The sequence below is a fragment of the Streptomyces sp. NPDC001204 genome (assembly GCF_053598035.1).
The window spans coordinates 25,999-48,620 of sequence record NZ_JBSFJL010000022.1 but is presented as its reverse complement, the minus strand read 5'-3'; the positions used below and the strand labels follow the sequence as shown (position 1 = coordinate 48,620).

Genomic DNA, 22,622 nt, shown 5'->3' with positions numbered 1-22,622 from the left:
ACGCCGAAAATCAACAACGCCGTGCAGGTACAGATTTGTTTCCCGCACAAGGAGCAGATGGCGCGCCCGATGGTGTGACTCCAGTCGGCGAAGCGGTCTTCCTCGCCGATCAGGTTGTCCGGGTCGAAGTTGAAGGGGGGTCTTGGCGCAGGTGATCCCGGGTCCGCTGATCTGGACGTCCAGGCCACCGAACTCTGCCAGGAAGGCTTCAGCGGCATCGTGCATGCGGACCAGGCCGGTCTTCTCGAGCGTCTTGCGCCAGTGGTCGATCGCGACGTGCCGTCCCGGTCGCCAGCCTGCTGCGCGCAGTGAGCTCTTTCAGTGTGGCCACTGATCGGGTGAGGGGATCGATGCCCACAACGCACGAGGCTCCCGTGCCGTTGGGGGAGGTGTTCGAAGTCTCAACCCACAGGCACAGGAGCCGCGTTGGTTCCGTATTCTGCCGCACTCGACCTGCCCCATGCCCTGGTCGAGTGGGTGACCATGCTCATTGTCGCCCGCGAGGGTGACCGCCGCTGCAAGCTCCCACCGCACCAGCGTGCCCTGGTCGGCCTGGTGTACCTGCGCCGGCACGACACCCTCACTCAGCTCGCCGCCGGGTTCGGCATCTCCGTCGGCACCGCCCACGCCTACACGACAGCCGTCGTCGACCTGCTCGCCGACCGCGCCCCCGGCCTGCTGCGCGCTCTGCGCGAGGCGGATCCGGACTACGTATTGCTCGACGGCACCCTGGCGGAGTGCGACAGGGTCGGCGACAGCCGGGCCGACTTCTCCCACAAGCACCGTCGGCACGGGGTGAACGTGCAGGTGGTGACCGACCCGGTCGGGCAGCTGCTGTGGATCTCGCCCGCACTGCCCGGCCGCGCACACGACCTCACCGCGGCCCGCACCCACCGGATCATCCGGATCTGCGAACGCCAGGGCATCCCCATCCTCGCCGACCGGGCCTATATGGGAGCCGGCCCCTGGGTGACGACACCCCTCAGACGCCCGCCGGGCCGCGATCTCACACCCACCCAGCAAAGCGTCAACCGCGCGCTGTCCGCAGCCCGGGCCCCGGTCGAGCGCGGCATCGCACGACTGAAGTCCTGGCGCATCTTCCGCAAGTCCCGGTGCAGCCCGAATCGAATGACGTCAATCGCCGCCGCAGTCCTCACCCTGGAGCGGCAACGCTGAAAGACCTCAGTGCTCCAGATCCCGCTTCATCTCCTGCGCCCCTGCTTGCCACGGTGGTCAGCGTGCTGCTCACTCAGTCACTGCTGCCGGACGAAGCCTTCATGAAACTCCTCGACCAGGCGTTCACCAGCGGACTGTGGCACAAACTTGCCGCCGGCCGCCCCTACGACGAGCTGGCCGACTTCCTCACCTCTGACGACTACGCGGCCATGGCCGCCTTGGCCGATCCGGCCGTCGGAGGCGCCAGCCCCAGCAAAGGACAGCCCACTTCGACCGCCCTGCAGGCCAAGACCGGGCCCGGCCCCGGCTACGAGCGTGGCGCAGCACTCGACGCCGTCCGTACTCGCTATGCACGCATGCTGCCGATGGTCCGTTTCACACTTGCGCGCCTGGGCGCTGATCCCGTCTTCCAGCGCACGGCCGCGCGGCTGCGTGAACAGGGCTGGCGTGACTGGCACCTGCTGACCGCCATCGTCAATCTGGTCGGAAACCGCCGTATCCAGCGGAAGGGTCTCCAGCCGGCCCTCAATGATTCTGCAGAACGCCTCAGCCAGCTCCACGCTGTCATGACCGCTTCGGAGCGCCCCGAGGACCCGCCTGTACCAGTCGAAGCGTTCACTGAATCCGCCCTCCACTCGCACTTGCATACCGCCACCCTGGCCACGGTCCGTAACCTTGACCTCGTCATTCGCCGCAGCCCTGTCGACCCCCAGGCACTGCTGTCCGTGCTCGGTGACCGTTACGGCTACTGGAAGGACGATGTAGACCATCCCGACCTGTTCGGCACCGCCCAGCCCCGGGCGACGCCCCGGCCTGACCCCGCGCCTCATGACGCTTGAGGCGACAGGAGCGTGAAGAGATAACTACCAGACGCTCGGCATCGCGGTCATCCATGGCGCCGGGCCGGTCTTCCTCGCTGGCCAGGTGCGGGGTTTCGAGGCCCGGTGGGACAGGCACAGCGGCCGGCCGATCAAGCCGGTGAGGCTGTCCGCTGTGGAGAAGGAGCTGCTGGAGTACCTACTGCGGGCTGGTTCCGAGGCCGGACCGGTCCATGCGGAGCTGGCCGCGGAGGTCGACGAGGAGCGGGCTGAGCTGACGGTCTGCCTGCACGAGGGGCGCCTGTGCGCGGTCTACGAGAGCAGCCTTCACACGGTCAGTGAATCGATCCGCAAGCTCAGGCGTGGCCGGCTGGTGTTGCTAGGGGGTGCAGGAGAGGGCCGGTGAGGAGACGGTCGTCGACCTGGACCTGACCTCCAAGGGTGAGCGGGTGGCTGCCATGCGCTAGATACCCTGACTTTCTCTCGACAACGTCCACGACAGGGCCCGCAGCTTCAGTCTGCGGGCCCTGTCGCCTGTTCCGAGTTGGTCACTGTCCCTGCACGGTTTCCATTCGCGAGGTCTTTGCCAGGGTGGGGTGGACGCTGGGGACTTTTTCGCCCGTCGCCGAGGTGAACAGGGCGACGTCGCCGGCCGTGCAGAACTGACCCGGCCCGCAGCCGGACACACCACGGGTCCCGGGGAATCAGCCATGATGTCCCCGGAGCCCGGCTTTATGGAGTCACCCAGTTCAACGAATCCGCTTCCGACGCGTCACGCGCGTTGTCAAAGCGTGCCGAGAATTTCGAGGCGTTCAGGCGTACCGGCTAGCTACGCTCTGTGCATGTCGGAAAAGCGGCGCCCTGAGGGGACACTGGGGCTGGATCCGTGGAGCAAGGGCTCACGCATCTGTGGCCTGTGCGGTGAATACCGCAAAATGACCAGGGCTCACGTGCCGCCCCAAGCTGCCGGGAACACGGGCAACGTGACCAGCGCGACGGTGCGCGTGTACAACGAGGAGCGCACCACTGGTCGCCCCAAGACCGGGGGAATGTGGTTGCGAGGGCTGTGCGGGGACTGCAACGGTCTCGCCGGCGAGAACTACGACGCGGCCTACGGCGACTTCGCCGCGCGCCTTATGGCCTACTTCGGTGCGCGCACGCGTCTGCTCCTGCCGGCAGCCGAACCCGCGCCGCCCGTCGCGGTAGCGCCCGGCCGGGTCGCGCGATCGGTACTGATTGGGATGTTCGCGACCACGCCGCACCTGCGGAAGATGTTCCCCGGCCTGGCACACGACCTTCAGCATCGGCGCCCGCACATCACCATGCCCGACGGTGCAACGCTGAGGATGGCGCTTTACCCCTCGCGCAGTACGCGCCTGGCAAGCATGGCTTACGGGATGAGGGTCCTCACCCGCCGGCAGCACTACAACATCTTCTCCGAAATCTACTTCCGTCCGCTGGCCTGGACGCTGAGTCCCAGTGACGACCGCCTCGACGGCGCTGGGTTGGGGGAGTCGGTGCTCAGCTCGTGGCCGGTCGTGGACCAATGGCTGCGGTACGGAGACGATGTCACCGCACTCGATCTGCGAGACCTGTGTCGCCGTGGAATACCCACAGTCGGTCACCCTCTGCGCGACGGACGCGGTCAGTGGATAGAGACCTTCCAGAACGACACTGCGGCCTTCCTCGAAGGGAACATCCCGGCCTGACGCCCGCTGACTGCCGATCGCCTGCCAGTCCTGCCTGCTCTTGGGAGGCATTCTGCGCCCACCTGCATCGAGGCCAGGCGCGGCCGGGTGTAGGCAGGTAGGGCAGCCCGTGAACAGCACCCCTGGAGACGAGACCTCGTTCTCGTGTCTTCCTGAGTGGGGATCGTGCGTCGACCGGCAGCGCCGCTCACGGACCGGGACCGCCTGCGGTCCCGGGGTCCCGAACCGCGGACCGGCCTCCGGCCGAGACCGGTCGGCGGGACTGTGTGGGAGGACCGCGACTCGGGCCCTGCGAGCAAGACCGAAGGAGAAGCCCTCGGCGGTGCTGGTGCGCAGCGGTCGCTGGGAGTTTCGTGGGCGTCGCCCGGCGCCGACGGGGAGGCGGCACCGGGCGACGCCCAGGAGGACGCCGTGGTGGTGGCCTCCGCCCGGTCTACGACCTCCTGCTCCTTGAGGCTGACGCCGACGCACGGTAGGGGCTCACGCGGTCCGTTCGCCACCGCCTCGCCGTCTCTCTAGCGAACATCTCCAGTCTCCTGCTCCGCGGATGCATGTAGACGTAGCGGTCGGCGGCGAGGATCTGCACGGTGTTGAGCTTGTCCATGAGAGCCCGGGGGATCGTGCCGGCTATGTTCTGCCTTCCCAGGGCCAGCAGATGGCGGGGAGTGATGGGTAGGACGATGGAATGCGCGTCACCGAAGGCCATGTTGTACGACCAGGGTGTGGTGTCCGCGCGCACGGACACCGCCGGATTATCGCCGACCAGGAACTGTCCGCTCTGCGGCGTCAGTACCTCCAAGTGCCATTTCGACGCCATGGCACGCACCTTGTTGAACATGCTCTCGATGCTGGTGCGAAACAGCGCGCCTGTCCCGAAATCCCGGGTGACGTCGGACTGCTGGACGAGGCGCTCGGCGAAGGCATCGAGGGATCCTGAACCTGCCAGATGCAGCCCGGTCTGCCGCAACGCCTCACGGCGCAGCGGCTGCGGAAACCGCTCGACGAGCTCACTGCGGACCTTCACGCGCACAGTCTCGAACGCATTCGTGTACACATCGCGATAGCGGTGTGACCGTACGTAGTGCAGCACGATCAGATCACGCAGGGCCTCAACGTGCAGGGGGTCGGCGAACGGCGTGCCAGCGTGCACAGCCTCGAAGGCAGCGGGAGCCCGCCTTTCCACGGAACTCCACAGATCCTCGGCAGACTGGGAGCCGAAGGCGACGAAGGCGTCGACCCAACCGCATGCCCGGGTGCTCTTCAGCTTGTTCGAGCGTTCTGGGTAGCGCACATCGACGGGACGCACCTGAGGGCCTCGGGCATCCGGCTCGGCCATCGTAAACTGCTTGAGCAGAACCTGAGAGACGAGGTGCTGCCGGGATATCTGAGCTGCCTTCACTCTCCCGATTCTGCCAAGCGCCCGGCGTAGGGTGCCAAGAATTGTCATCCTCCAGGCAGCTGCCTCCGTCAACGGCGTCGTCCTGGTCGTCGTCGGGGGGAGGTGCAGGAAGAGGCGCAGCCGTACCCCAGGCACCGGCCTCTCCCATCGGGAGGTTGATGCCGGTACGGAGGATGAAGTCCGCGGTGGGGTTGCCCTCGGCGTCCCGGTCCAGGTTCGGGGACATGACGTTCTGCCCCATGGGCAGCACCCCCGCGAACGGCTCCTCACGGGCGAGCTTGAGAAGCCGGTCGCGGTCGGCGGTGGAGTTCTGCCCGCTCAGCCGGATCGGCGCCTTCAGGTCTATCAGCAGGGGCCGGGGCGCGTCGTTGGCATCGACCCGGATGACCACCACACTGCACCCGGTCCCGTCGTCGAACGGGACGGGGATGAAGGTCGGCTCCCAGGGCGGGTCGAACTTCTCGCGGCACCCGCTGGCGATCTTGTCGATCGTGTCCTGGGCGTCGACACCGACGACGCGCTCGGTGCCCGGCTCCACCTTGTCGTTGATGCCCACCAGGATCATGCCGCCATAGGTGTTGGCCATCGCCGCGATGGTCGCCACCAGGCTCTTGGAGTACTCGCGCTCTTCCGCACGTGCGGCTGCTGCAGGTTGCCGATCCCCATGGCGTACTCGTCGAAGTGCTTGATCACGTCCCGTGCCTTCTTGCCCCCGGCACTGCACGGTCGAAATCGGTAAGCGCCTCACTCAACAGGTTCTGCGCTGCCTCGGTCTTCAGATGCTTGCGGGTCGCGCAGAACCTGGCGCATCGCGCGGTCGGGGTCTCCCTCGTTGAGCAGCCGATGCACGTCGAGGGACACCTTTCGGTGAGCCATCCAGGCGGACGAATGACCGATATTGGCGCCGTACTCAGTCGGCCGCCATGTGCTCGTGGCCTCGCTCATTCCCCGAAACCCCCTGCAAACGTGGGCAGAACAGGTCAGATTACGGTGCCGGCCGTTCGGGGTGAATTGGTTTTCCTGATGCGCCGTGAGGACCTTGAAGGCGCTCAATGTGGTGATATGCGCGATGCCCGGCCGCCCCCGTAAGGGTGACCGGGCTTCGTGGTGTCGGACGGGTGGAAGGCAGCCGGGCCCCGGGGGCGAAGGCTGCGTCCGTCAGTCGGCTGGGGCGCGCAGGAGCCGATCCCTGGTGCTCTCGGGAAGCACTCGCCGCAGGACCGGTGCGGTGGAGCTGAGGGAGGCGGCAAACGCGGCAACGAGGTCGTGCGGCACGCTGGCGGCGAACGATGCAGCCCACAAGCAGGGGGCGCCCATTGACGGCTCAGCCCATGCCTGCCACCCAGACGAGCCCGCCTCGCCGCCCTCGGTCACCAGGGCGCGCGGGTCGGCATCCTGGATCAGAGGCGGCACCTCACCGAGGCTGAGGTGAGAGGTGAAGGTCGGGTCCACCGCTCCCGCATGCGGCTGGTCGATGTCGCGGAGCCAGCCGTGCGCGGCGACGGCGTCGAGGACCTGCTCGGGACCGGCGAGCGGCGCGGCGGGCTGATCGCGGGCGTCGAGCGCGACGAGGAAGTCGACGAGAACCTCTCCGGGGACGTCGGGGGTGAAGTAGGCGGACCACTGCGCGACCGGCGTGGTGACGTCCTCGCGGGCGGAGACGTGCCAGGCGATCGGCAGCTCGCCCAGGTGGAACGGCTCGTCCGGCAGCACCCACTGCGCCCAACGGAGTGTGTCGGGGCTGATGTGCAGGACGGTGCTGCGCAGGACCTGGCGGTCCTCCGGCGCCTCGTCCGGCTCCTGCCGCCCTCGGATGATCGTCAGACTCGTCCAGCCGAGGCCGGCGAGCGTGTCGGCGACGGCGTCGTAGAGCCGTCCGTCGTCACCGGCCAGGTGCCGTGGGCCGACCCAGTACGCGGTCTGGGCGCTGGTCGGGGTGGACGGGTCGAGCGGGGAGTCGGGGTTCAGGGGCGCCTCCAAGGGGCTGGTGGGAATCTACTTGCCGCCGGCGGTGCGGCGGGGACGGCGCGGGGGCGCCTGGACGGGCACCTGCCAGGCCAGGGCGACGGCGACCTCAGGCGGCAGATGGCCGAGCTGGGTGTCCGCATCCCGCCCTTCGGCGAGGTAAACGACGGGCCGTCCGGTCTCGTCCGTGGCCTGGATGACCTGTTCGAGGCGGTGCGCCATGGGGAAGAACGGATTCATCGCCTGCCGCACTGGCATGCCGCGGTCGAAGGCGGACAAGAGGTCGATGAGAGCGCCGACCGTCATCTCCGGGTGTGTCATGGACAGACTCCTTACGTGGGGGACAGCAGATGGGGTGGCGGCCCGTGGATCGCCCATGGCGGGAGCGCCCCCGTCGGTTGGGGACATCCGGCCTGAGTCCTTAGTGCTAGACGCGCCGGGCGGTCAGCAGCACGCGAGCAACGGCGGCGGCGACGATCTCGGCCGGTGTCTCGGTATCGAAGGACACCTGGTAGCCGCGCACCTTGGACGTACCGGTGACAGCGATCTTCCAGCCCTCGCCGTCGGTGCCTGGGCGACCGAGCGGGAACCAGCCGAGATAGAAGCGCCCATCCTTGCTGTTGACGTGTACGTCCGCCCGGTCATCCACGACGACGTTGAAGTCGTCCGCGGAGAACTGGTCCATGACGAGCGTGGGCTGGCCCGGGCCGAGTTGCCACTCGCGCAGACGCAGCGCCTCGACGGTGGTGGAGAATCCAGGGCTCGCGGAAGCCACGGTCACGAGACATCACCTCTCTGACCTGGGGTTTTCGGGGAAGGTCGTCTACGTTGACATGCTCCTGGCGTATTGGCCAGTCTTTCGCTGATCTTTCCTGTCTGCCCCCGGCGAACTGCTGTCCTTCGTCATCCAATCGAGGCGTTTGACAGCGAACCCAGCCGTTTCGGTCTTTCTGATAGTGAAGCTAGTCGGAGAGGTAATCACGCCGGGGGGACGAATTCCGGTGGTGGAGAGTGCTGCCCCGTACATCGAGGTGTCATGTCGTGTGGCCGGCCAGCGCGGGAGTAAGCGGCGCCACCCATTGTTGGACTGCGCGACGGCTAGTACTCCAGCCGTAGATCGTGATCTTCATGCTTGAGCGGCTTGTCGCCGGTAGTGGCTGGTCTGGGATCGGGCCTGGTGGCGGCGTCGCCAGACGGACCAGCCAAGCCGGTGGACAGGGTCAAAGACGCGTTGGATGACGAGCGTGATGAACAGTCGTTGGATCTCGTTGCAGGTAAGCGGGATCAGCTCGTCGGGTGAGGGATGACGGTCGTGTTCGTTCGCGCGGACGACGGCGAGGAAGGCGTGCGCGAGCATGGCCAGGGTGACCCAGCGGGACCAGGACGGGTAGCGGCGGACCTGGTGCTCGTCCAAGGCCGCCAAGCCCTTGCCGGACTGGAAGAACTCCTCGACCCGCCATCTTGATCCAGCGACGCGCACCAGGGTGGCCAGCGGCACTGTGGTCGGCGAGTAGCAACGGTAGTACGCGAGTTCGCCGGTGCTGCGGTTGCGGCGGATCAGCAACTGCCGGCTCCCGGGCCGGGGGCCGGTGAGGTCGATGACAGCCCAGTCGTAGAAGCGGTGGCCCTTGGCTCCGACCCCTGCGGACAGCTTCTGCCAGGCCCTCCTGGGTACCTTCCTGGCCAGTGTGTCCGCGCGGAACTTCCCGGCTCCTGTGGTGACTTCGTGTGAGCAGGCCACCGCGAGGACGTAGCCGGTGCCGCGTTCCTCCAGCGCGGTGCGCAGCCTCGGGTTGCCGCCATAGACTTCGTCTCCCGCGACCCATGCGGCCCGGTGGCCGGCGTCCAGGAATCGGGTGACCATGCGAGCGGCCAGCTCCGGCTTGGTCGCGAACTCCGTCTTGTCACCAAGGCCGACGGCCCGGCAGCGGTCGGGGTCGGAGGTCCAGGAACGCGGAACGTACAGTTCCCGGTCTACCGCGGCGTGCCCGCGGTGGCCTGCGTAGACCAGGTAGACAGCGACCTGGGCGTTCTCGATCCTGCCCGCGGTGCCGGTGTACTGGCGCTGGACACCGACAGTGTCGGTGCCCTTCTTCACGTCGCCGGTCTCGTCGACCACCAGCACCGCCTCGTCGTCGTGCAAATGCTCCACCACGTAGTCACCCACGTCGTCGCGGACCTGGTCGGCGTCCCACTTGGCCCGCCCGAGCAGGTGCTGCATGCCGTCCGGGGTCCTGTCCCCGGCCCACTCCGCGATGGTCCAGCAGTTCTTGCGCGGCAGATCCGACAGCAGGCCGAGTACCAACTTCCGGGCCCGGCGCCGCGATTCGACCCGCGTGAACCGTCCCGCTATCTGGCTCATCAGGCCCTCGAACTCCTCCTGCCAGCGGGCAGGGTCTACGCTGTGACCTGCGGCCACCGCATGATCTTCAGTCTTCACACACCGATGATCAACGGTGGCCGCACCCGTCTCAACAGCGCGTCAGGGTCGCCCAGCGTCTGCCTGCCGTCCTGTGTCTGGAGGACTTGTGCAACGCGGCGAAGTCTGGTGGGTCCAGTTCGACGAGCGGAGATTGGTCGTCCTCCTGTCCACCAACCTCCGTTAGGGCAACCGTCACGATACCTGGCGAGCTGCGCTGAGGCGTAGCCATGAAGGTCGAACAAGGACGTCGTGGGGCGGGCTCGTTGTCAACGCCATCAAGGGCTGGCCACATCCCAATCCCGGCAGCATCGACACGCTCACTATGGGCGCCTGTATGCCCGCGAGCTGCACCTCGGGCGTCAAGTCCGCTGCAGGCGACCGGCGCGTCGCGCACTGCCGCAGTGGAAGAAGGGCGGCATCGACAGCGCGGAGAACGGCGGCAGCTCCCTCGCGATCCCCAAGGTCGAGAAGAACAAGCAGCTCGCCCCAGGCGGGTGGGCATCGCTGCCTGGCTGCGTGAACGTCCTGGCCGGTTCGCGGTCATGAGCCGGCGCTGAATACGACCGCGCTCCCGCCCGGACGTTGTCTCCGGGCGGCAGCGCGATCGGTGCGCAGTCGGAGGGGGTGGGTCAGGACCTCTACGCCTTGACGGTGCCCCGCTCACCGAGGTCGGGATTCCCGTCCGCGGGCGGGCCCGCGTCGGCATCGGCGAGGGCATCGGCCGGGGTGTCGGTGCCCGCGACACGCTGCGGCAGTTTCGCCGCGATCGCGATCGTCACCACGGCGAGGGCTGCCGCGACGCCGAAGCCCAGTTTCATACCGCTCACCTGGGCGGGCACGGCGGCGACACCATCGGCGATCTGGCTGGTGGTGCGCGACGACATCACGGTCACCATCAGCGCGGTGCCGAACGCCGCGGCGACCTGCTGCAGCGTTCCCAGAATCGAGCTGCCATGGGAGTACAAGTGCGAGGGCAGCGCGCCCATGCCGAGGGCGAAGACCGGGGTGAACGTCGCCGCCAGGCCCACCATCAGCAGCACGTGCAGACCCAGAACCTTCCAGTACGGCGTCGTCATCGCAATCTGTGCGTATCCGGCGAGGGCGAGCGCGATGCCGATCGAGCCGGGCAGCACCAGCGTCCGGCTGCCGAACCGGTCGAACGCCTTTCCGACGGTCGGTCCCAGCAGGCCCATGGCCAGACCACCTGGCATGACCAGCAGGCCGGTTTCGAGCGGGCTGAGGCCGCGCACGTTCTGCAGATACAGCGGCAGCAGAATCATCGAGCCGAGCATCGTCAGGAAGCCGATGGCCATCAGGGCCAGGGACAGGGTGAAGGTGCCGTACCGGAGGGTGCGCAGGTCCATCAGCGGTGTACCGTCGCGCTGCAGCCTGAGCTGGCGGAGCGCGAAAACCGCGATGGCCGCGATACCGGCGGCGGCGATGCCGATGCCGAGCGTCCTGTGGTCGCTCTCACCGACCAGGCTCAGGCCGTACACCAGGCCGCCGAAGCCGAGCGCCGCGACGCAGACGCTGAACCAGTCGATGGAACTCGCCTGCTGCTCACCGATGTTCTCCAGCTTGCGCAGCCCGAACAGGGTCACCCCGGCCGCGATCGGCAGCACGACCACGAACAGCAGCCGCCAGGAGCCGGCCTGCAGGATGACCCCGGACACGGCGGGCCCGAGCGCGGGCGCCACCGACATCGCCAGGGTGACGTTGCCCATCACCTTGCCGCGGTTCTGCGCAGGCACCACGGTCATCAACGTGGTCATCAACAGCGGCATCATCACGGCCGTGCCTGTGGCCTGCACGACACGGCCCGCCAGTAGCACCGCGAAGGCCGGGGCGAGGGCCGACACAGCGGTACCCACGAGGAAGGTGCCCATCGCGAGCACGTACGCCCGCCGGGTGGTGACCCGCTGCAGGAACCACCCGGTGACCGGAATCACCGCGGCCATGGTGAGCATGAACGCGGTGGACAACCATTGTGCCGACTGCTCGGTGATGTGCAATGAATCCATCAGCCGCGGGATCGCGTTGATCATGATGGTCTCGTTGAGGATCACCACGAACGTGGCCAGCACCAGCAGCCGCACCACAATAGGTGTGCCGCCGCCCGCCTCCGCAGCGGTTGGTCGTTCCGGAATCGCAGCTGACATGACAGCACCTCACTGGGGTTCCTGGTCGCAGTCGCCCCGTAGCCGAGGGTCGCCGGACTGGATGGTCGGTAGTCGCACCGATACAGACCGGCGGGCACACCAGAACTCATCGGCCGCCTGAGTGTGCCTCATCGCCGAGTGGATCACCCCCGAATTAAAGCGTGGTGCACATCGCGCCCTGAGGGGGCATCGACTGATCACCTGCATGATCCGATCACGAAGGTCCGGGTCGGCAGCCGGCGCAGGGACCTGGCCTGGTCGGCAAGCTGCCGTAGCCGGGTGTGTGCAGCCGGGATGAGAGGGAGTGGGAGCAGCCGGATCCCGCCGAGGCCGCCGCGATGGCCGAGATCGGACTCCCCGACGAGGAGATCACCACCTGGGTGGACACCACCGCGTTCGGTGGTCAGAAGTTCGATGCGCTGGCCGCGCACGCCAGCCAGGGCGAGAACATCTTCTTCCTCAAGATGGGCCAGAAGAGGTTCACCGAGTTGATGGGCGTCGAGACCTTCGTACGTGTCCAGGACACCACCGGCGCGGCCGTGCCCGAGAACGACCTCTTCGCCGGACTACGCTGATCCGCCCGCCTTCCCGGTTCGAGCACGGCGGCCGCAACCCCACGCACCACACGTACCGAGAGATCATCTCCCGGCCGTGGCGCGCCTGGTGAAAGCAGTGATGGGCCGCGCAGTGAGCCGACTGGGCCGCTACACGGGGCCGCTTCTGATCATGCTGATCTCCGCCTCATGCGGATTCGTGATCGGCTTCGCAGTCGCCGCCGCCCCGAACGGCCCCTGAGCCCCCGTCCCTGCCGGAATCCCGCCACCCCGACAGCCGTAACACCAGGTCAGGCCCGGTACTGAGAGATCAGCACCGGGCCTGATCTGCTGTATGCCTCCGCTTTGGGAGCAACCTCTTGCCCCCACCTGACTCGCCTGGGTGCCGAGTTCCACGAGTTCTCCCCCACCGAGTGCCGCTTCACCGGCCCGCAGCGGCTGACCGGCCAGAGGTGGAGGCCACCGACATCCGCACAGGGTCCGCCCTGCTCATCGCCGGCCTCACCGCTCGCGGCGTCAGCGGGAGTGTCCTGGCGCGCCCTCGGCGCAGCCGCTTCCGGTTGCGGCCGACGTACGGTTGAAGTACCGAGGGCATCACGCACTCCGGCCGCCATGCCGGGTCGTCCTCGGCGAGAGACGAGTCCGGGCCGCCCCAATCGTCGGCGCGGAGACGGGTCGGCATCATGTCCGCCGCGGTCGAAGCAACTCCGCGCGAGCTCATCATGGCTGGGGCCGCACTGAGCACCCGCGCGGGTCCGCGCCCCCACCAAGGGGAGGCGTGATGACCCTTTCCCGGCTGGACATTCATAGGCGGAACCGAGGGGAGCGGACGTTCGTCACGCTTGCCGGTGACATCGGGCCGGCCACGACGCCGCTGCTGCGGGCCGCGTTGGAGCAGTGTCTGCTGGACGGTGTCACCGTGATCGACATCGACCTGACCACGGTCGGCTCCTGCGACGCGGGGGGCCTGGACGTCCTCCAGTCGGCATCACGGCGCGCCGGCCGGGTCCACGCCTGCCTGAGGCTGCAGCACCCGTGCGCGCAGATCACCCGGCTCCTCGATGTCACCGGATCCACTTCGCTGCTCCTTACCGGCCAGGTGAGTCCCGTGCCGCCCACCGCATCCGGCGACCTTCTGAGTACCGCGCCGCGGGCGCCCGGGGACCCCGCTCGTCGGCCGGATCAGCCGGTCCTCAAGGACGGGATCCGGCTTCGCCGGCTGACCCGCTGGCAGGCCGAAGACATGCGCGAGGACATCGCGGACCTGGCTGCGGAGTCCGTCGCGGGCACCCCCGGCGAGGCGTACCACGACCGTGGAGACTTCCTGCACCGCCTGGCGCTCACTGCCCACCGCCCCGGCTTCGCCCTGCTGGTCGCAGAGACGACGGTGCTGGTCGGTTGCGCCTTCGGTTTTCCGGTGGGTCCTGACGGTTCCGGCCGGCGGGGGTTCGACGGAACGCTCCAGGGGATCATCCATCGGCTCACCTCCCGCGCACGGTTCGTCGTCCTCACCCAGGTGGTGGCCCATCCGCACGCTCAGCACCGCGATATCGCCCGCCGCCTGCAGCAGCGTCTGCTCACAGACCTGCACTCCCGCCTCGGGGTCACCCTGCTGCATCCTGCCGACCAGGCAGGACAAGCCGCCTTCTCGTCCTGGGGTTGGCAGAACATGGGTGAGGTCTTCGGGCTGCCCGGCGCCGTCGCCCCCTGTGTGCTGACCCTGTCCGTCGAAGGGCTGGCCTTGGCACGCCGATGATTTGGCAGAGGGGCGATGAGCCGGCGGTCGTACCGGCCGGCTGTCTGCCTCTCCGCGATGGCTGCGCACCAGGCCGCCCGCCACGGCCGGGAGTAGCCTGACACGTACCGAGAGCTTTCGGGCGCACGACCACGGCGGCGCCGTTCCCGGCGAGTGGCAGACACGGGCGGCCGGAAGCCGCCCGGAACGGGATCGCACGATGAACGCCATCACAGAGCCCGCCGAAGGTACGGCACCAGATGAAGGCCGCTCCTACCGGATGCCCTTGCCCCGGCTGCGCCTCACGGCGGGCGTCAGCCATGGCCCGCTGGACGGCGCGTGGTGGCCGCGCTGCGACGCACTGGAACTGGAGCTGCCCGCGCTGGTCGGCTCCTTGGATCCGAGCGTCGGCACCGTCACCCGCGTCACCGTGGGGACCGCCACCTGGCCCGATGCCCCGCAGGAGGTGATGGCGCCCGGCCATGTGATCGAGGTGGTCCTGACCGATCTTGCCGCCGAGGTGCATGCCATCACCGTGGACTGCGGCACCGTGGGACGCTGGGAACTGCTGGTGATCCCCCCGGACGAGCCGGCCGGAGCCGCCACCCGGCTGCTGACCGCTGCCGCCGACCCCGGGAACCCACTGTCGGCTCCGCGCCTGCTGGCACTCGTCGAGAGCGGCCTCGACGGACAAGACACATGGGAGTCGGAAGGAGGGTCCGGACTCAGGTGAGAGGCCCGATCCGGACGGACCCGGGTGACGGGGCCAGTCCCGGGGCATCTACGACCCGTCGATGGAGCGATGACACTGGCAGACCCTGCACCGTCCCAGCCCGCCGCTCCGATCGACTCGGATCATGGCGGGTGAGGGGATGACGGCCGGACAGCGCGCGGACCGCTCCGAGAGCTTCGGGGAAGCTCTGCTGGGAGAGGTCCTCGATCGCGCGCATGAACTGCCGCCCCATCTCATCGGGCCATTGGTCGCTGATGTGGTGGAGCGGCTCGGGGGTCGCCGGCCGCAGGTGCTGCTGCAGGACTACGGCCAACTGCTGCTCGTCCCCCTGCCCGGCGACGGCCTCACGGACGGGGAACCACAGGTGATCGACGACTCCGAGGCGGGCCGCTGCTTTCTCGACGCTCACCCCGTCGAGCTGCCCGAGGACGACGGCGTGCGAATCCTGCTGCCGCTGCTGGACGGCGGCGATCAGGTCGGAGTCATGGCAGTGACGTTGGACAGCGTCGATGAACACGACCGCCGCATGCTGCGCAGGCTCGCCGGCCTGGTGGCCGACCTACTGGTGACCAAGCACGGCTACTCCGACCTCTTCATCGGTGTCCGACGCCGCGAACCGATGAGCGTCGCCGCCGAGATCCAGTGGGCCCTGCTGCCACCGCTGGCGATGATCATGCCTCAGGTCGCCGTGGCCGGGATCCTGGAACCCGCCTATGACGTGGCGGGTGACAGCTTCGACTACGCCCTCAACGCAGACGTCCTCCACGTGGCCATGATCGACGCGATGGGACACGGCCTGGACGCGGCCACGATGGCGACCGTGGCCATCGGCGCCTACCGCCACGCCCGCCGCGCCGGCACCGGACTGCCGGAGATCTACGCCTCCATGGACCGCGCAGTGGCGGACCAGTTCGGCCCCGAGCACTTCGTCACGGCGCAGATGCTGCAGCTGGACACCACGACGGGGCATCTTCAGTGGGTCAACGCCGGGCACCCGTCACCGATGCTCGTCCGTGATCACCGCGTCACACTCCGGCTGACCGGTCCGACGACCCTCCCTGTCGGCTTCGGCGGTCCGCAGCCGCAGACGAGCGAGATGAAGCTGGAGCCGGGGGACCGCCTCCTCTGCTTCACGGACGGACTGATCGAGGAGCACAAGACCGGGGAGGACGAGTTCGGGGAGGACCTGATGATCGACTGGGTGAACCAGTTGGAGAGAACCGGCCGCGGAATCCGGGCGGTGGCGCGGTCCCTGTCCCACACGCTCAAGCGGGCGCGGGGCGGACACACAACGGATGACGCGACGCTGCTCCTGGTGGAGTGGCGCGGCTGACCTCACTCCGGCGGCACCTGCGCGCTTCGGGTGTCGATGAGCATCTGATTCGCCTGGGTGACGTTGTCGGCCCGGACGGCCTGGGCCATCGCGGCGCGGGCGGCCTCGGGTGCTGTGTCCGGCGGAACCACCAGCAGCGAGAAGATGTCCTGTTCGCCTCGGGTGATCAGCACGGTGTCGTCGCCCAGCGCAAAGGAGTCGATGCGCACCACCCGGTCGTCGACGACGATCCGCGTCGGAAGCCCTTCCCAGGCCGTGGTGTCCAGCCCGACGCGCGTGAGCGGGCCGAGATGGCCGGTGAGGGCGCTGAGCAGCGCGGGCAGCTCGGCGGCGATGTCACGCGACCGCGGCCACCACGCACCGTCGAGGACACCTTCGCGCGACTCCGTGGTCTCCAGCCGGAGCAACGCACACCCCGGCTGCACGGCCTCGTGAACACCGCTGGGCAGATGCCGGGAAACAGGCCGTGCATCGGAGCCGGTCATGAGGATCACCCGTCTTCGGGAATCGGGGCGATCACAGGACTCGCCTCGCCTTTTACACGCTACTCCTCGTGCCACGGGCGCCGACCTGCTGGGCACGGGGTCAGCTCGGTCGGGGTGAGGTGCTTCTGTCCGAGGAGCCTGAGCTGGGCATGGCGGGTGCGGTCATGTCGAGCAGAAGCAGGGCATCGTGGTCGGGAGTTCCGGGTTCGGCGGTGTAGACGCCGATGCGCTGGCCTGGGGTGCCCTCGACGTGCAGGGACTGGGATGTGAGGGTGAGCATGCCGACCTGGGGGTGCTGGAACGTCTTGTGGGCGGGCTTGCGTCCGGTGACTTCGTAGCGTTCCCAGAGCCCTGCGAAATCGGGGCTTCTGAGGAGGAGTTCGCCGACGAGGTTGGTCAGGTCGGGGGCGTCGGGGGCGGTTCCGGCGGTGGCGCGCAAGCGGGCGACACAGGCGATGATCTGCCGGTCCCAGTCTTGGAAGAGGTCGCGGGCCGCGGGGTGCAGGAAGAGGTAGCGGGCGAGGTTGCGATGCTTGGCCGGCCAGTCGTCCAGGCCCGCGTAGAGGGCGAGGCCGCCGGGGTTCCAGGCGAGCATGTCCATGCTGCGGCTGATGACGTAGGCCGGATTCGGGCGCAGCGATTCGAGCAGCAGCTTGAGGTGGGGGCGCACGGTGCGGCTCGGGACGGGCGGGGGTTCGGGGGCGTAACGGGCAGCCCGGGCAGCGAGCTCGCGCAGGTGCTCGTGCTCCTGGTCGTCCATGTGCAGGGCGCGGGCGAGCGCATCGAGGACGGCAGGGCTGGGGCGCGTCTCTTTGCCACGTTCCAGGCGCACGTAGTAGTCGATGCTGATTCCGGCGAGGGTGGCCAGCTCCTCGCGGCGCAGGCCAGGGGTGCGTCGGATGCCGGCGCCGACGGTGAGGCCGACGTGTTCGGGGCTGGTCTGGGTGCGGCGGGCGCGCAGGTAGCGGCCCAGCTCGGCTCCCTCGCTGTTCGCGCTCTCGGATGCCATGGCTCCAGTCTCGCCCGCCGGCCAGCCGCTGCGCGGGTCGGTGGGGGGCCCTGTCATTACCCCCGCAGAGCCCGCCCTGCCACCCACACGCAATCCGGGACAAGGTGAATGAGGAAGACGCCGGCACCCCCGCCGCTCGAACCACAGCAGGCACGACCTGCTGGGTCGGGCCCGAGTGAGGGGCTGCGCAACGACATGAACCAGAGAGAGCGAGATGCGGTACATCAAGCTGCGTGGCCTGGAGGTTTCCCGGATCGGGCTGGGTGCGATGGGGATGTCCCACGGCTACACCGGTTCCGGCACCAACGATGCGGAGTCGATCAGGACCGTGCACCGAGCGCTGGAGCTGGGCGTCACGCTCATCGACACCGCCGAGATCTACGGCCCCTACACCAACGAGGAGCTGCTCGGACGGGCGCTGAAGGGGCGCCGGGACCAGGTGGTGCTGGCCACGAAGTTCGGTCTGGTCTCCCACGGGGGCGAGGGCGCCTGGAACCTGGACTCCAGCCCGGCCAACATCCGCGCTGCCGTCGAGGGCTCCCTGAAGCGGCTGGGCACCGACCACATCGACCTGTACTACCAGCACCGGGTCGATCCGAACACGCCGATCGAGGAGACCGCCAGCGCCGTCGCCGAGTTGATCGCCGAGGGCAAGGTGCGCGCCTTGGGTCTCTCGGAGGCCGGCCCGGACACGATCCGCCGCGCCCACCCGGTCACCGCGGTGCAGTCCGAGTACTCGCTGTGGACGCGCGGCATCGAGAAGCAGATCCTGCCCGTTCTGCGGGAGCTGAACATCGGCCTGGTGCCGTTCTCCCCGCTGGGCCGGGGTTTCCTGACGGGCACCGTCCGCTCCACCGACCAGTTCGACGCCTCCGACTTCCGGCGCGGCAACCCGCGCTTCACCGGCGAGAACTTCCAACGCAACCTCGCGATCGCCGACGAGGTGCAGGCCGTGGCCGCCGCAGTCGGCGCCACGCCCGCGCAGGTGGCGCTGGCCTGGCTGCTCGCCCAGGGTGACGACATCGCCCCGATCCCCGGCACCAAGCGGGTCAGCCGCGTCGAGGAGAACACCGCGGCCGACGCCATCACGCTGACCGACGAGCAGCTCGACAAGCTCAGCAGCCTGCCGCCCGCCGCCGGCGACACCCACACCGAAGCCCAGGCACAGATGCTCGAACGCTGATCTCGTCCCCGGCGCGACAGCCCACCCCCGTTTGGAGTAACCCCCTCTTATGCGTGCAGCAGTGATGTACGAAGCCGGAGACGTCCGCGTCGAGGACCGGCCCGACCCGAAGATCGTCAAGCCGACCGATGCCGTGGTGCGCACGGTGGCCACATGCGTGTGCGGCAGCGACCTGTGGCCCTACCAGTCGATGCCCGCCACCGACACCGGCCGCCCCATGGGACATGAGTTCCTCGGCGTCGTCGAGGAGACCGGCGCGGACGTGACCGGCCTGAAGGCGGGCGACCTGGTCGTCGCCCCGTTCACCTACAGCGACAACACCTGCGACTACTGCGCCAAGGGCCTGCACATCTCGTGCCGCAACGGTGGCCGGTACGGCTTCGACGGCGTCGACGGCGGGCAGGGCGAAGCCGTCCGAGTTCCGCATGCGGACGGCACCCTGGTGAAGCCACCGGTGGCCGCCGACTCCGCGCTGCTGCCGTCCCTGCTGGCGCTGTCGGACGTGATGACCACCGGCCACCACGGCGCGGTCACCGCCGGCGTCGGCCGCGGGGATGCGGTGCTGGTCGTCGGGGACGGCGCGGTCGGCCTGTGCGCGGTGATGGCCGCCAAGCGGCTGGCGCCGAGCGGATCGTGCTCGCGGGCCGGCACAAGGCGCGCACCGGCCTGGGCCGGGAGTTCGGCGCCACCGACGTCGTCGCCGAGCGAGGCCAGGAGGGCATCGCCCGCATCCGTGAGCTGACCGGCGGCGTGGACAAGGTGATCGAGGCCGTCGGCACCCGCCAGGCCCTGGACACCGCCCTGGGCGCGGTCCTGGACGGCGGCACCATCAGCCGCCTGGGCGTCCCGCAGTACGAGCAGAGGCCGATCGGCCCGGCCGAGTTCATGCGGAACATCACGCTGACCGGCGGGGCCAGCCCGGCCCGCGCCTACATCGAGCAACTGCTGCCCGACGTCCTCGACGGCACCATCACTCCCGGCCGAGTCTTCGACCGTACTTTCGCCCTCGACCGGACCCCGGACGCCTACCGGGCCATGGCCGACCGTCAGGTCCTCAAGGCCCTCATCCGCCCCTGACTTCCCCCCTCCCACCGCACCGCGAAGGACTTCCCGCTCATGCAGTACGTGACCTTGAACAACGGTGTCGAGATGCCGCTCCTCGGCTTCGGCGTCTACCAGATCCCCGCCGAGGACACCGAGCGCGCCGTCTCCGACGCGCTGGCCGCCGGGTACCGCCTGCTGGACACCGCCGCCGCCTACGGCAACGAAGAGGCCGTAGGCCGCGCCATCAAGGCCAGCGGCATCGCCCGCGAGGACCTGTTCGTCACCACCAAGCTGTGGGTGCAGGACGCCCCCGCCGAGAACAACACCCGCCGTGCCTTCGAGACGTCACTGAACAAGCTGGGCCTCGACTACCTCGACCTGTACCTCATGCACCAGCCCTACGGCGACGTCTACGGACAGTGGCGCGCCATGGAGGCTCTCAACCGCGAGGGCCGGGCCAAGGCGATCGGCGTGGCCAACTTCTACCCCGACCGGCTGCTCGACCTGATCGTCAACAACGAGATCACCCCGGCGGTCAACCAGATCGAGACCCACCCGTTCTTCCAGCGCACCGACTACCAGGCCCTGATGCGCGAGCACGGGGTGCAGATCCAGTCCTGGGGCGGCTTCGCCGAGGGCAAGAACGACCTGTTCACCAACCCGCTGCTGGCCGAGATCGGCAAGGAGTACGGCAAGTCGGTCGCCCAGGTCGTGCTGCGCTGGCTCACCCAGCGCGGCGTCATCGCCATCCCCAAGTCCGTGCGGCCCGAGCGCGTGGCGGAGAACATCGACGCCTTCGACTTCGAGCTCACCGACGACCAGATGGCGCAGATCGCCACCTTGGACACTGGCAGCTCGCTGTTCTTCGACCACCACGACCCCGAGATCGTCACCTGGCTCGCGGGGCGCCGCCTCGACGCCTGAACCGGACAGACCCCGAACAGAGCCAGCCCGCACAGGGCAGCAGAACTGGGAGCCATCTGGGAGCCAACCCGCTCCCCAAGCCCCTTCGAGACCATCCGAGACCACCGCACCCCAACGCCCTGACCAGGCAAAACAGCAAACCGCCCGGTGGCGATCATGACCGAACCTCATTCGGGACGAAGAGGTCGTGGGTTCAAATCCCGCTACCCCGACGCCGTAGTACCAAGTCAGGGGCCTGATCCGCTTAGCGGGTCGGGCCCCTGGGTGGTTTCTGGGGCACTCTTGGGAGCCGTTTGGGAGCCAAGGACGGGAGACGGCTCCCAAAGCTGCTCGCAAGATCACGTATTCGCTGAACGGTCGCTCTCGCCGGTCGCAGACGCTCGCCCCCCGCCCTCGGGGTCCTGAGTGAGCGGTGGCACAGCAAAGAATCGTGGCTACTACCAGCCCAGCGTTTCCTGACTCGCCGCAGCCAGTGATGCAGGTGCCATGCCGAGGCCCACGACAGGGAGCACGGGGCGCGGATGCAGAGTGTCGGCGCTGGTTATTGACGGTTCCGGGCAGGGGCGCCCGGCTCGCTGTCGGTGGATGCTGATGGCGAGCGGGCGGGCAGCGATGTGGTTGTGGGTGTCGTTCGTCTCCGGTCGGTCATGTGGGAGGGGCAGGGCCGTTTCTCGGCTGCCGGTCATTCCTTCGCGGCGCTTGGCCGCATGGAGCATTACGACGTGCGGCAGGCGGGGTCAATCAAAACCGCGACCGCGCCGTGTGGGGGTCAGACAATTGCCCGGCCTCGCGCCTGCCGCGTCCGGGCTGCTCATCCCGCCTGCTCGGCCAGGGAGCGGGCCAGCGCGCGGATGTGCCCGTCGCGCAGGCCGTAGTAGACGAGGGTGAGCAGTTTGCGGGCCGCGGCGACCTTGGCGATGTTCTTGCCGCGGCGGGCCTCGATCCGGGCCCGGTCTCCGGTGATCTTGGGAGTGGCCTTCCGCTGGATCGCCTCCACGGCCGCCCAGCGGACCAGCCTGCTGCCCTGCTTGGTGACGTGACCGCGCCGCACCAGGGTGTCGGACTCGTAGTGGCGCGGGGTCAGCCCGGCCCAAGAACACAACTTCTCGGCGGAGGCGAACCGGTGCACGTCGCCGATCTCCGCAACCAGGACGGCGGCCAGCACCGGGCCGACGCCGGGTAGCCACAGGATGGCTCCGCAGCCGGGGTGCCCGCGCAGCCGGCCGGCTATGCGCTGGTCGAAGATGGCTACCTCGGCGTCGAGGATGTCGATCAAGTGCAGCAGGGAGGTCACGCGCTGGGCGTAGGCGCCGGGCAGGGGTGTCTGCTCCAGCCGACTGCGGCCGTCGAAGCCGAACAGGTCGGAGACGGCGATGAGCACGCCGGCTTTTGCGAGCACGGCGTGGACCTGTGCCTTCAGGCCCGAGCGCAGCGCGACAAGTTTGGCCCGGTAGCGCACCAGTTCGCGAAGTTCCCGCACGTCGGGCGGGGCGATCCAGGACTCCGGCAGCCGGCCCATGCGCAGCAGGTCGGCCAGGTCCGCGGCATCGCGGACGTCGTTCTTCACCCGCCGGTAAGCGAAGCCCTTCACGCCCAGCGGGTGGGCGAGATGGACCTCGGCCCCGGCGGCCCGCAGTGCGTCGACCGCCCAGTACCAGCCGTAGGTGGCCTCCAGCACCACGTCCGGGCGGCTCCCCGCCTTCTCGATCTCAAGCCCCAGCGCGACCGGGTCATTGAGGATACGCACCGTGCTCAGTTGCTCTCCCTCAGCAGTCTGTCGCACGATCACGGACCGCCTGCGATGCAGGTCGATGCCGACGTACTGGTGTCCGTCATACTCACTCACCAGGGGCCTCCTTCGCCGTGACGAACGTGAGCACCCGGGACCTACCCGGGAAACCCACGGGGTGGAGGCCCCGCCCCTTCATCGCATCAAGAGCTGTGGATCGGTGGGCGGAGGTGAGGGCGAGGGTG

At 68.6% G+C, this 22,622-nt stretch carries 19 protein-coding genes and 5 pseudogenes; 13 read left to right on the top strand and 11 right to left on the bottom strand.

Annotation, left to right across the window (positions count from 1 at the left end; translation table 11 throughout):
* Nucleotides 1-78 precede the first annotated feature (78 nt).
* A pseudogene (locus tag ACWC91_RS27020) lies at nucleotides 79-309 on the bottom strand (SUKH-3 domain-containing protein); the annotation flags it as partial.
* A gap of 117 nt (nucleotides 310-426) precedes the next feature.
* Between ACWC91_RS27020 and ACWC91_RS27015 the strand changes: the two are divergent.
* The 4 genes from ACWC91_RS27015 (at nucleotide 427) to ACWC91_RS27000 (ending at nucleotide 3,703) form a co-directional block, all read left to right on the top strand.
* The gene (locus ACWC91_RS27015; protein WP_390876838.1) at nucleotides 427-1,176 is read left to right on the top strand and encodes a transposase family protein; all 750 of its coding nucleotides are present in this window, start codon (nucleotides 427-429) and stop codon (nucleotides 1,174-1,176) included.
* Between the two features lie 62 nt (nucleotides 1,177-1,238).
* Nucleotides 1,239-2,015, top strand: a complete 777-nt coding sequence (locus ACWC91_RS27010; RefSeq protein WP_390876837.1) for a hypothetical protein — start codon at nucleotides 1,239-1,241, stop codon at nucleotides 2,013-2,015.
* Nucleotides 2,016-2,154: 139 nt separating this feature from the next.
* Nucleotides 2,155-2,400 carry a hypothetical protein gene (locus ACWC91_RS27005; protein ID WP_390876836.1) on the top strand — a complete coding sequence of 82 codons (246 nt, stop codon included), beginning with the start codon at nucleotides 2,155-2,157 and terminating at the stop codon, nucleotides 2,398-2,400.
* Between the two features lie 436 nt (nucleotides 2,401-2,836).
* The gene (locus tag ACWC91_RS27000) at nucleotides 2,837-3,703 is read left to right on the top strand and encodes a hypothetical protein (protein WP_390876835.1); all 867 of its coding nucleotides are present in this window, start codon (nucleotides 2,837-2,839) and stop codon (nucleotides 3,701-3,703) included.
* A gap of 433 nt (nucleotides 3,704-4,136) precedes the next feature.
* Here ACWC91_RS27000 and ACWC91_RS26995 read toward each other — a convergent pair whose 3' ends face one another.
* The 7 genes and pseudogenes from ACWC91_RS26995 to ACWC91_RS26965 all read right to left on the bottom strand — a co-directional run bounded on the left by ACWC91_RS26995 (nucleotide 4,137) and on the right by ACWC91_RS26965 (nucleotide 11,648).
* A complete protein-coding gene (locus ACWC91_RS26995; protein ID WP_390876834.1) occupies nucleotides 4,137-5,102 on the bottom strand; it encodes a DUF4238 domain-containing protein in 966 nt (321 codons plus the stop codon).
* 415 nt (nucleotides 5,103-5,517) lie between these two features.
* Nucleotides 5,518-5,667, bottom strand: a pseudogene (locus ACWC91_RS26990) (hypothetical protein); the annotation flags it as partial.
* Nucleotides 5,668-6,260: 593 nt separating this feature from the next.
* Nucleotides 6,261-7,082, bottom strand: coding sequence for a DUF317 domain-containing protein (locus ACWC91_RS26985; RefSeq protein WP_390876832.1), 822 nt, complete (start codon nucleotides 7,080-7,082; stop codon nucleotides 6,261-6,263).
* Nucleotides 7,083-7,097: 15 nt separating this feature from the next.
* Nucleotides 7,098-7,388: a hypothetical protein gene (locus ACWC91_RS26980; protein WP_390876831.1), complete on the bottom strand. Its 291-nt coding sequence runs from the start codon at nucleotides 7,386-7,388 to the stop codon at nucleotides 7,098-7,100.
* A gap of 106 nt (nucleotides 7,389-7,494) precedes the next feature.
* Nucleotides 7,495-7,848, bottom strand: a complete 354-nt coding sequence (locus tag ACWC91_RS26975; RefSeq protein WP_390876830.1) for a DUF317 domain-containing protein — start codon at nucleotides 7,846-7,848, stop codon at nucleotides 7,495-7,497.
* 345 nt (nucleotides 7,849-8,193) lie between these two features.
* Nucleotides 8,194-9,429: an IS701 family transposase gene (locus ACWC91_RS26970; RefSeq protein WP_390729985.1), complete on the bottom strand. Its 1,236-nt coding sequence runs from the start codon at nucleotides 9,427-9,429 to the stop codon at nucleotides 8,194-8,196.
* Nucleotides 9,430-10,127: 698 nt separating this feature from the next.
* Nucleotides 10,128-11,648, bottom strand: coding sequence for an MDR family MFS transporter (locus ACWC91_RS26965; protein ID WP_390729983.1), 1,521 nt, complete (start codon nucleotides 11,646-11,648; stop codon nucleotides 10,128-10,130).
* 311 nt (nucleotides 11,649-11,959) lie between these two features.
* On the opposite strand from ACWC91_RS26965, the pseudogene ACWC91_RS26960 reads away from it, so the two are divergent.
* From ACWC91_RS26960 to ACWC91_RS26935, 6 genes and pseudogenes are all read left to right on the top strand, one after another.
* Nucleotides 11,960-12,223: pseudogene (locus ACWC91_RS26960) on the top strand (PIG-L family deacetylase); the annotation flags it as partial.
* Nucleotides 12,220-12,315: a DUF7848 domain-containing protein gene (locus ACWC91_RS26955; RefSeq protein WP_450726080.1), complete on the top strand. Its 96-nt coding sequence runs from the start codon at nucleotides 12,220-12,222 to the stop codon at nucleotides 12,313-12,315. The pseudogene ACWC91_RS26960 and the gene ACWC91_RS26955, both read left to right, overlap by 4 nt.
* Before the next feature lie 250 nt (nucleotides 12,316-12,565).
* Nucleotides 12,566-12,723, top strand: a pseudogene (locus tag ACWC91_RS26950) (UDP-N-acetylglucosamine 1-carboxyvinyltransferase); the annotation flags it as partial.
* Nucleotides 12,724-12,983: 260 nt separating this feature from the next.
* Nucleotides 12,984-13,958, top strand: coding sequence for an STAS domain-containing protein (locus ACWC91_RS26945; protein WP_390877680.1), 975 nt, complete (start codon nucleotides 12,984-12,986; stop codon nucleotides 13,956-13,958).
* A gap of 199 nt (nucleotides 13,959-14,157) precedes the next feature.
* Nucleotides 14,158-14,670, top strand: coding sequence for a DUF5994 family protein (locus tag ACWC91_RS26940; protein ID WP_225076988.1), 513 nt, complete (start codon nucleotides 14,158-14,160; stop codon nucleotides 14,668-14,670).
* Between the two features lie 139 nt (nucleotides 14,671-14,809).
* Nucleotides 14,810-16,003 (top strand): PP2C family protein-serine/threonine phosphatase, encoded by a 1,194-nt coding sequence (locus ACWC91_RS26935; protein WP_390877692.1) that lies wholly within the window; start codon nucleotides 14,810-14,812, stop codon nucleotides 16,001-16,003.
* A gap of 2 nt (nucleotides 16,004-16,005) precedes the next feature.
* Here the strand turns inward: ACWC91_RS26935 and ACWC91_RS26930 are convergent, their stop codons facing one another.
* Nucleotides 16,006-16,488: a DUF5994 family protein gene (locus ACWC91_RS26930; protein WP_450640080.1), complete on the bottom strand. Its 483-nt coding sequence runs from the start codon at nucleotides 16,486-16,488 to the stop codon at nucleotides 16,006-16,008.
* Between the two features lie 100 nt (nucleotides 16,489-16,588).
* A complete protein-coding gene (locus ACWC91_RS26925; RefSeq protein WP_390877683.1) occupies nucleotides 16,589-17,497 on the bottom strand; it encodes a helix-turn-helix transcriptional regulator in 909 nt (302 codons plus the stop codon).
* A 214-nt stretch (nucleotides 17,498-17,711) separates the two neighbouring features.
* Here ACWC91_RS26925 and ACWC91_RS26920 point away from each other — a divergent pair, with 214 nt between their 5' ends.
* The 3 genes and pseudogenes from ACWC91_RS26920 to ACWC91_RS26910 all read left to right on the top strand — a co-directional run bounded on the left by ACWC91_RS26920 (nucleotide 17,712) and on the right by ACWC91_RS26910 (nucleotide 20,648).
* Nucleotides 17,712-18,680 carry an aldo/keto reductase gene (locus tag ACWC91_RS26920; RefSeq protein ID WP_390877684.1) on the top strand — a complete coding sequence of 323 codons (969 nt, stop codon included), beginning with the start codon at nucleotides 17,712-17,714 and terminating at the stop codon, nucleotides 18,678-18,680.
* 49 nt (nucleotides 18,681-18,729) lie between these two features.
* A pseudogene (locus ACWC91_RS26915) lies at nucleotides 18,730-19,757 on the top strand (zinc-binding dehydrogenase).
* Nucleotides 19,758-19,796: 39 nt separating this feature from the next.
* Nucleotides 19,797-20,648 carry an aldo/keto reductase gene (locus ACWC91_RS26910; protein ID WP_390877685.1) on the top strand — a complete coding sequence of 284 codons (852 nt, stop codon included), beginning with the start codon at nucleotides 19,797-19,799 and terminating at the stop codon, nucleotides 20,646-20,648.
* A gap of 811 nt (nucleotides 20,649-21,459) precedes the next feature.
* Here the strand turns inward: ACWC91_RS26910 and ACWC91_RS26905 are convergent.
* A complete protein-coding gene (locus ACWC91_RS26905; protein ID WP_141363668.1) occupies nucleotides 21,460-22,494 on the bottom strand; it encodes an IS110 family RNA-guided transposase in 1,035 nt (344 codons plus the stop codon).
* Nucleotides 22,495-22,622: the final 128 nt, after the last annotated feature.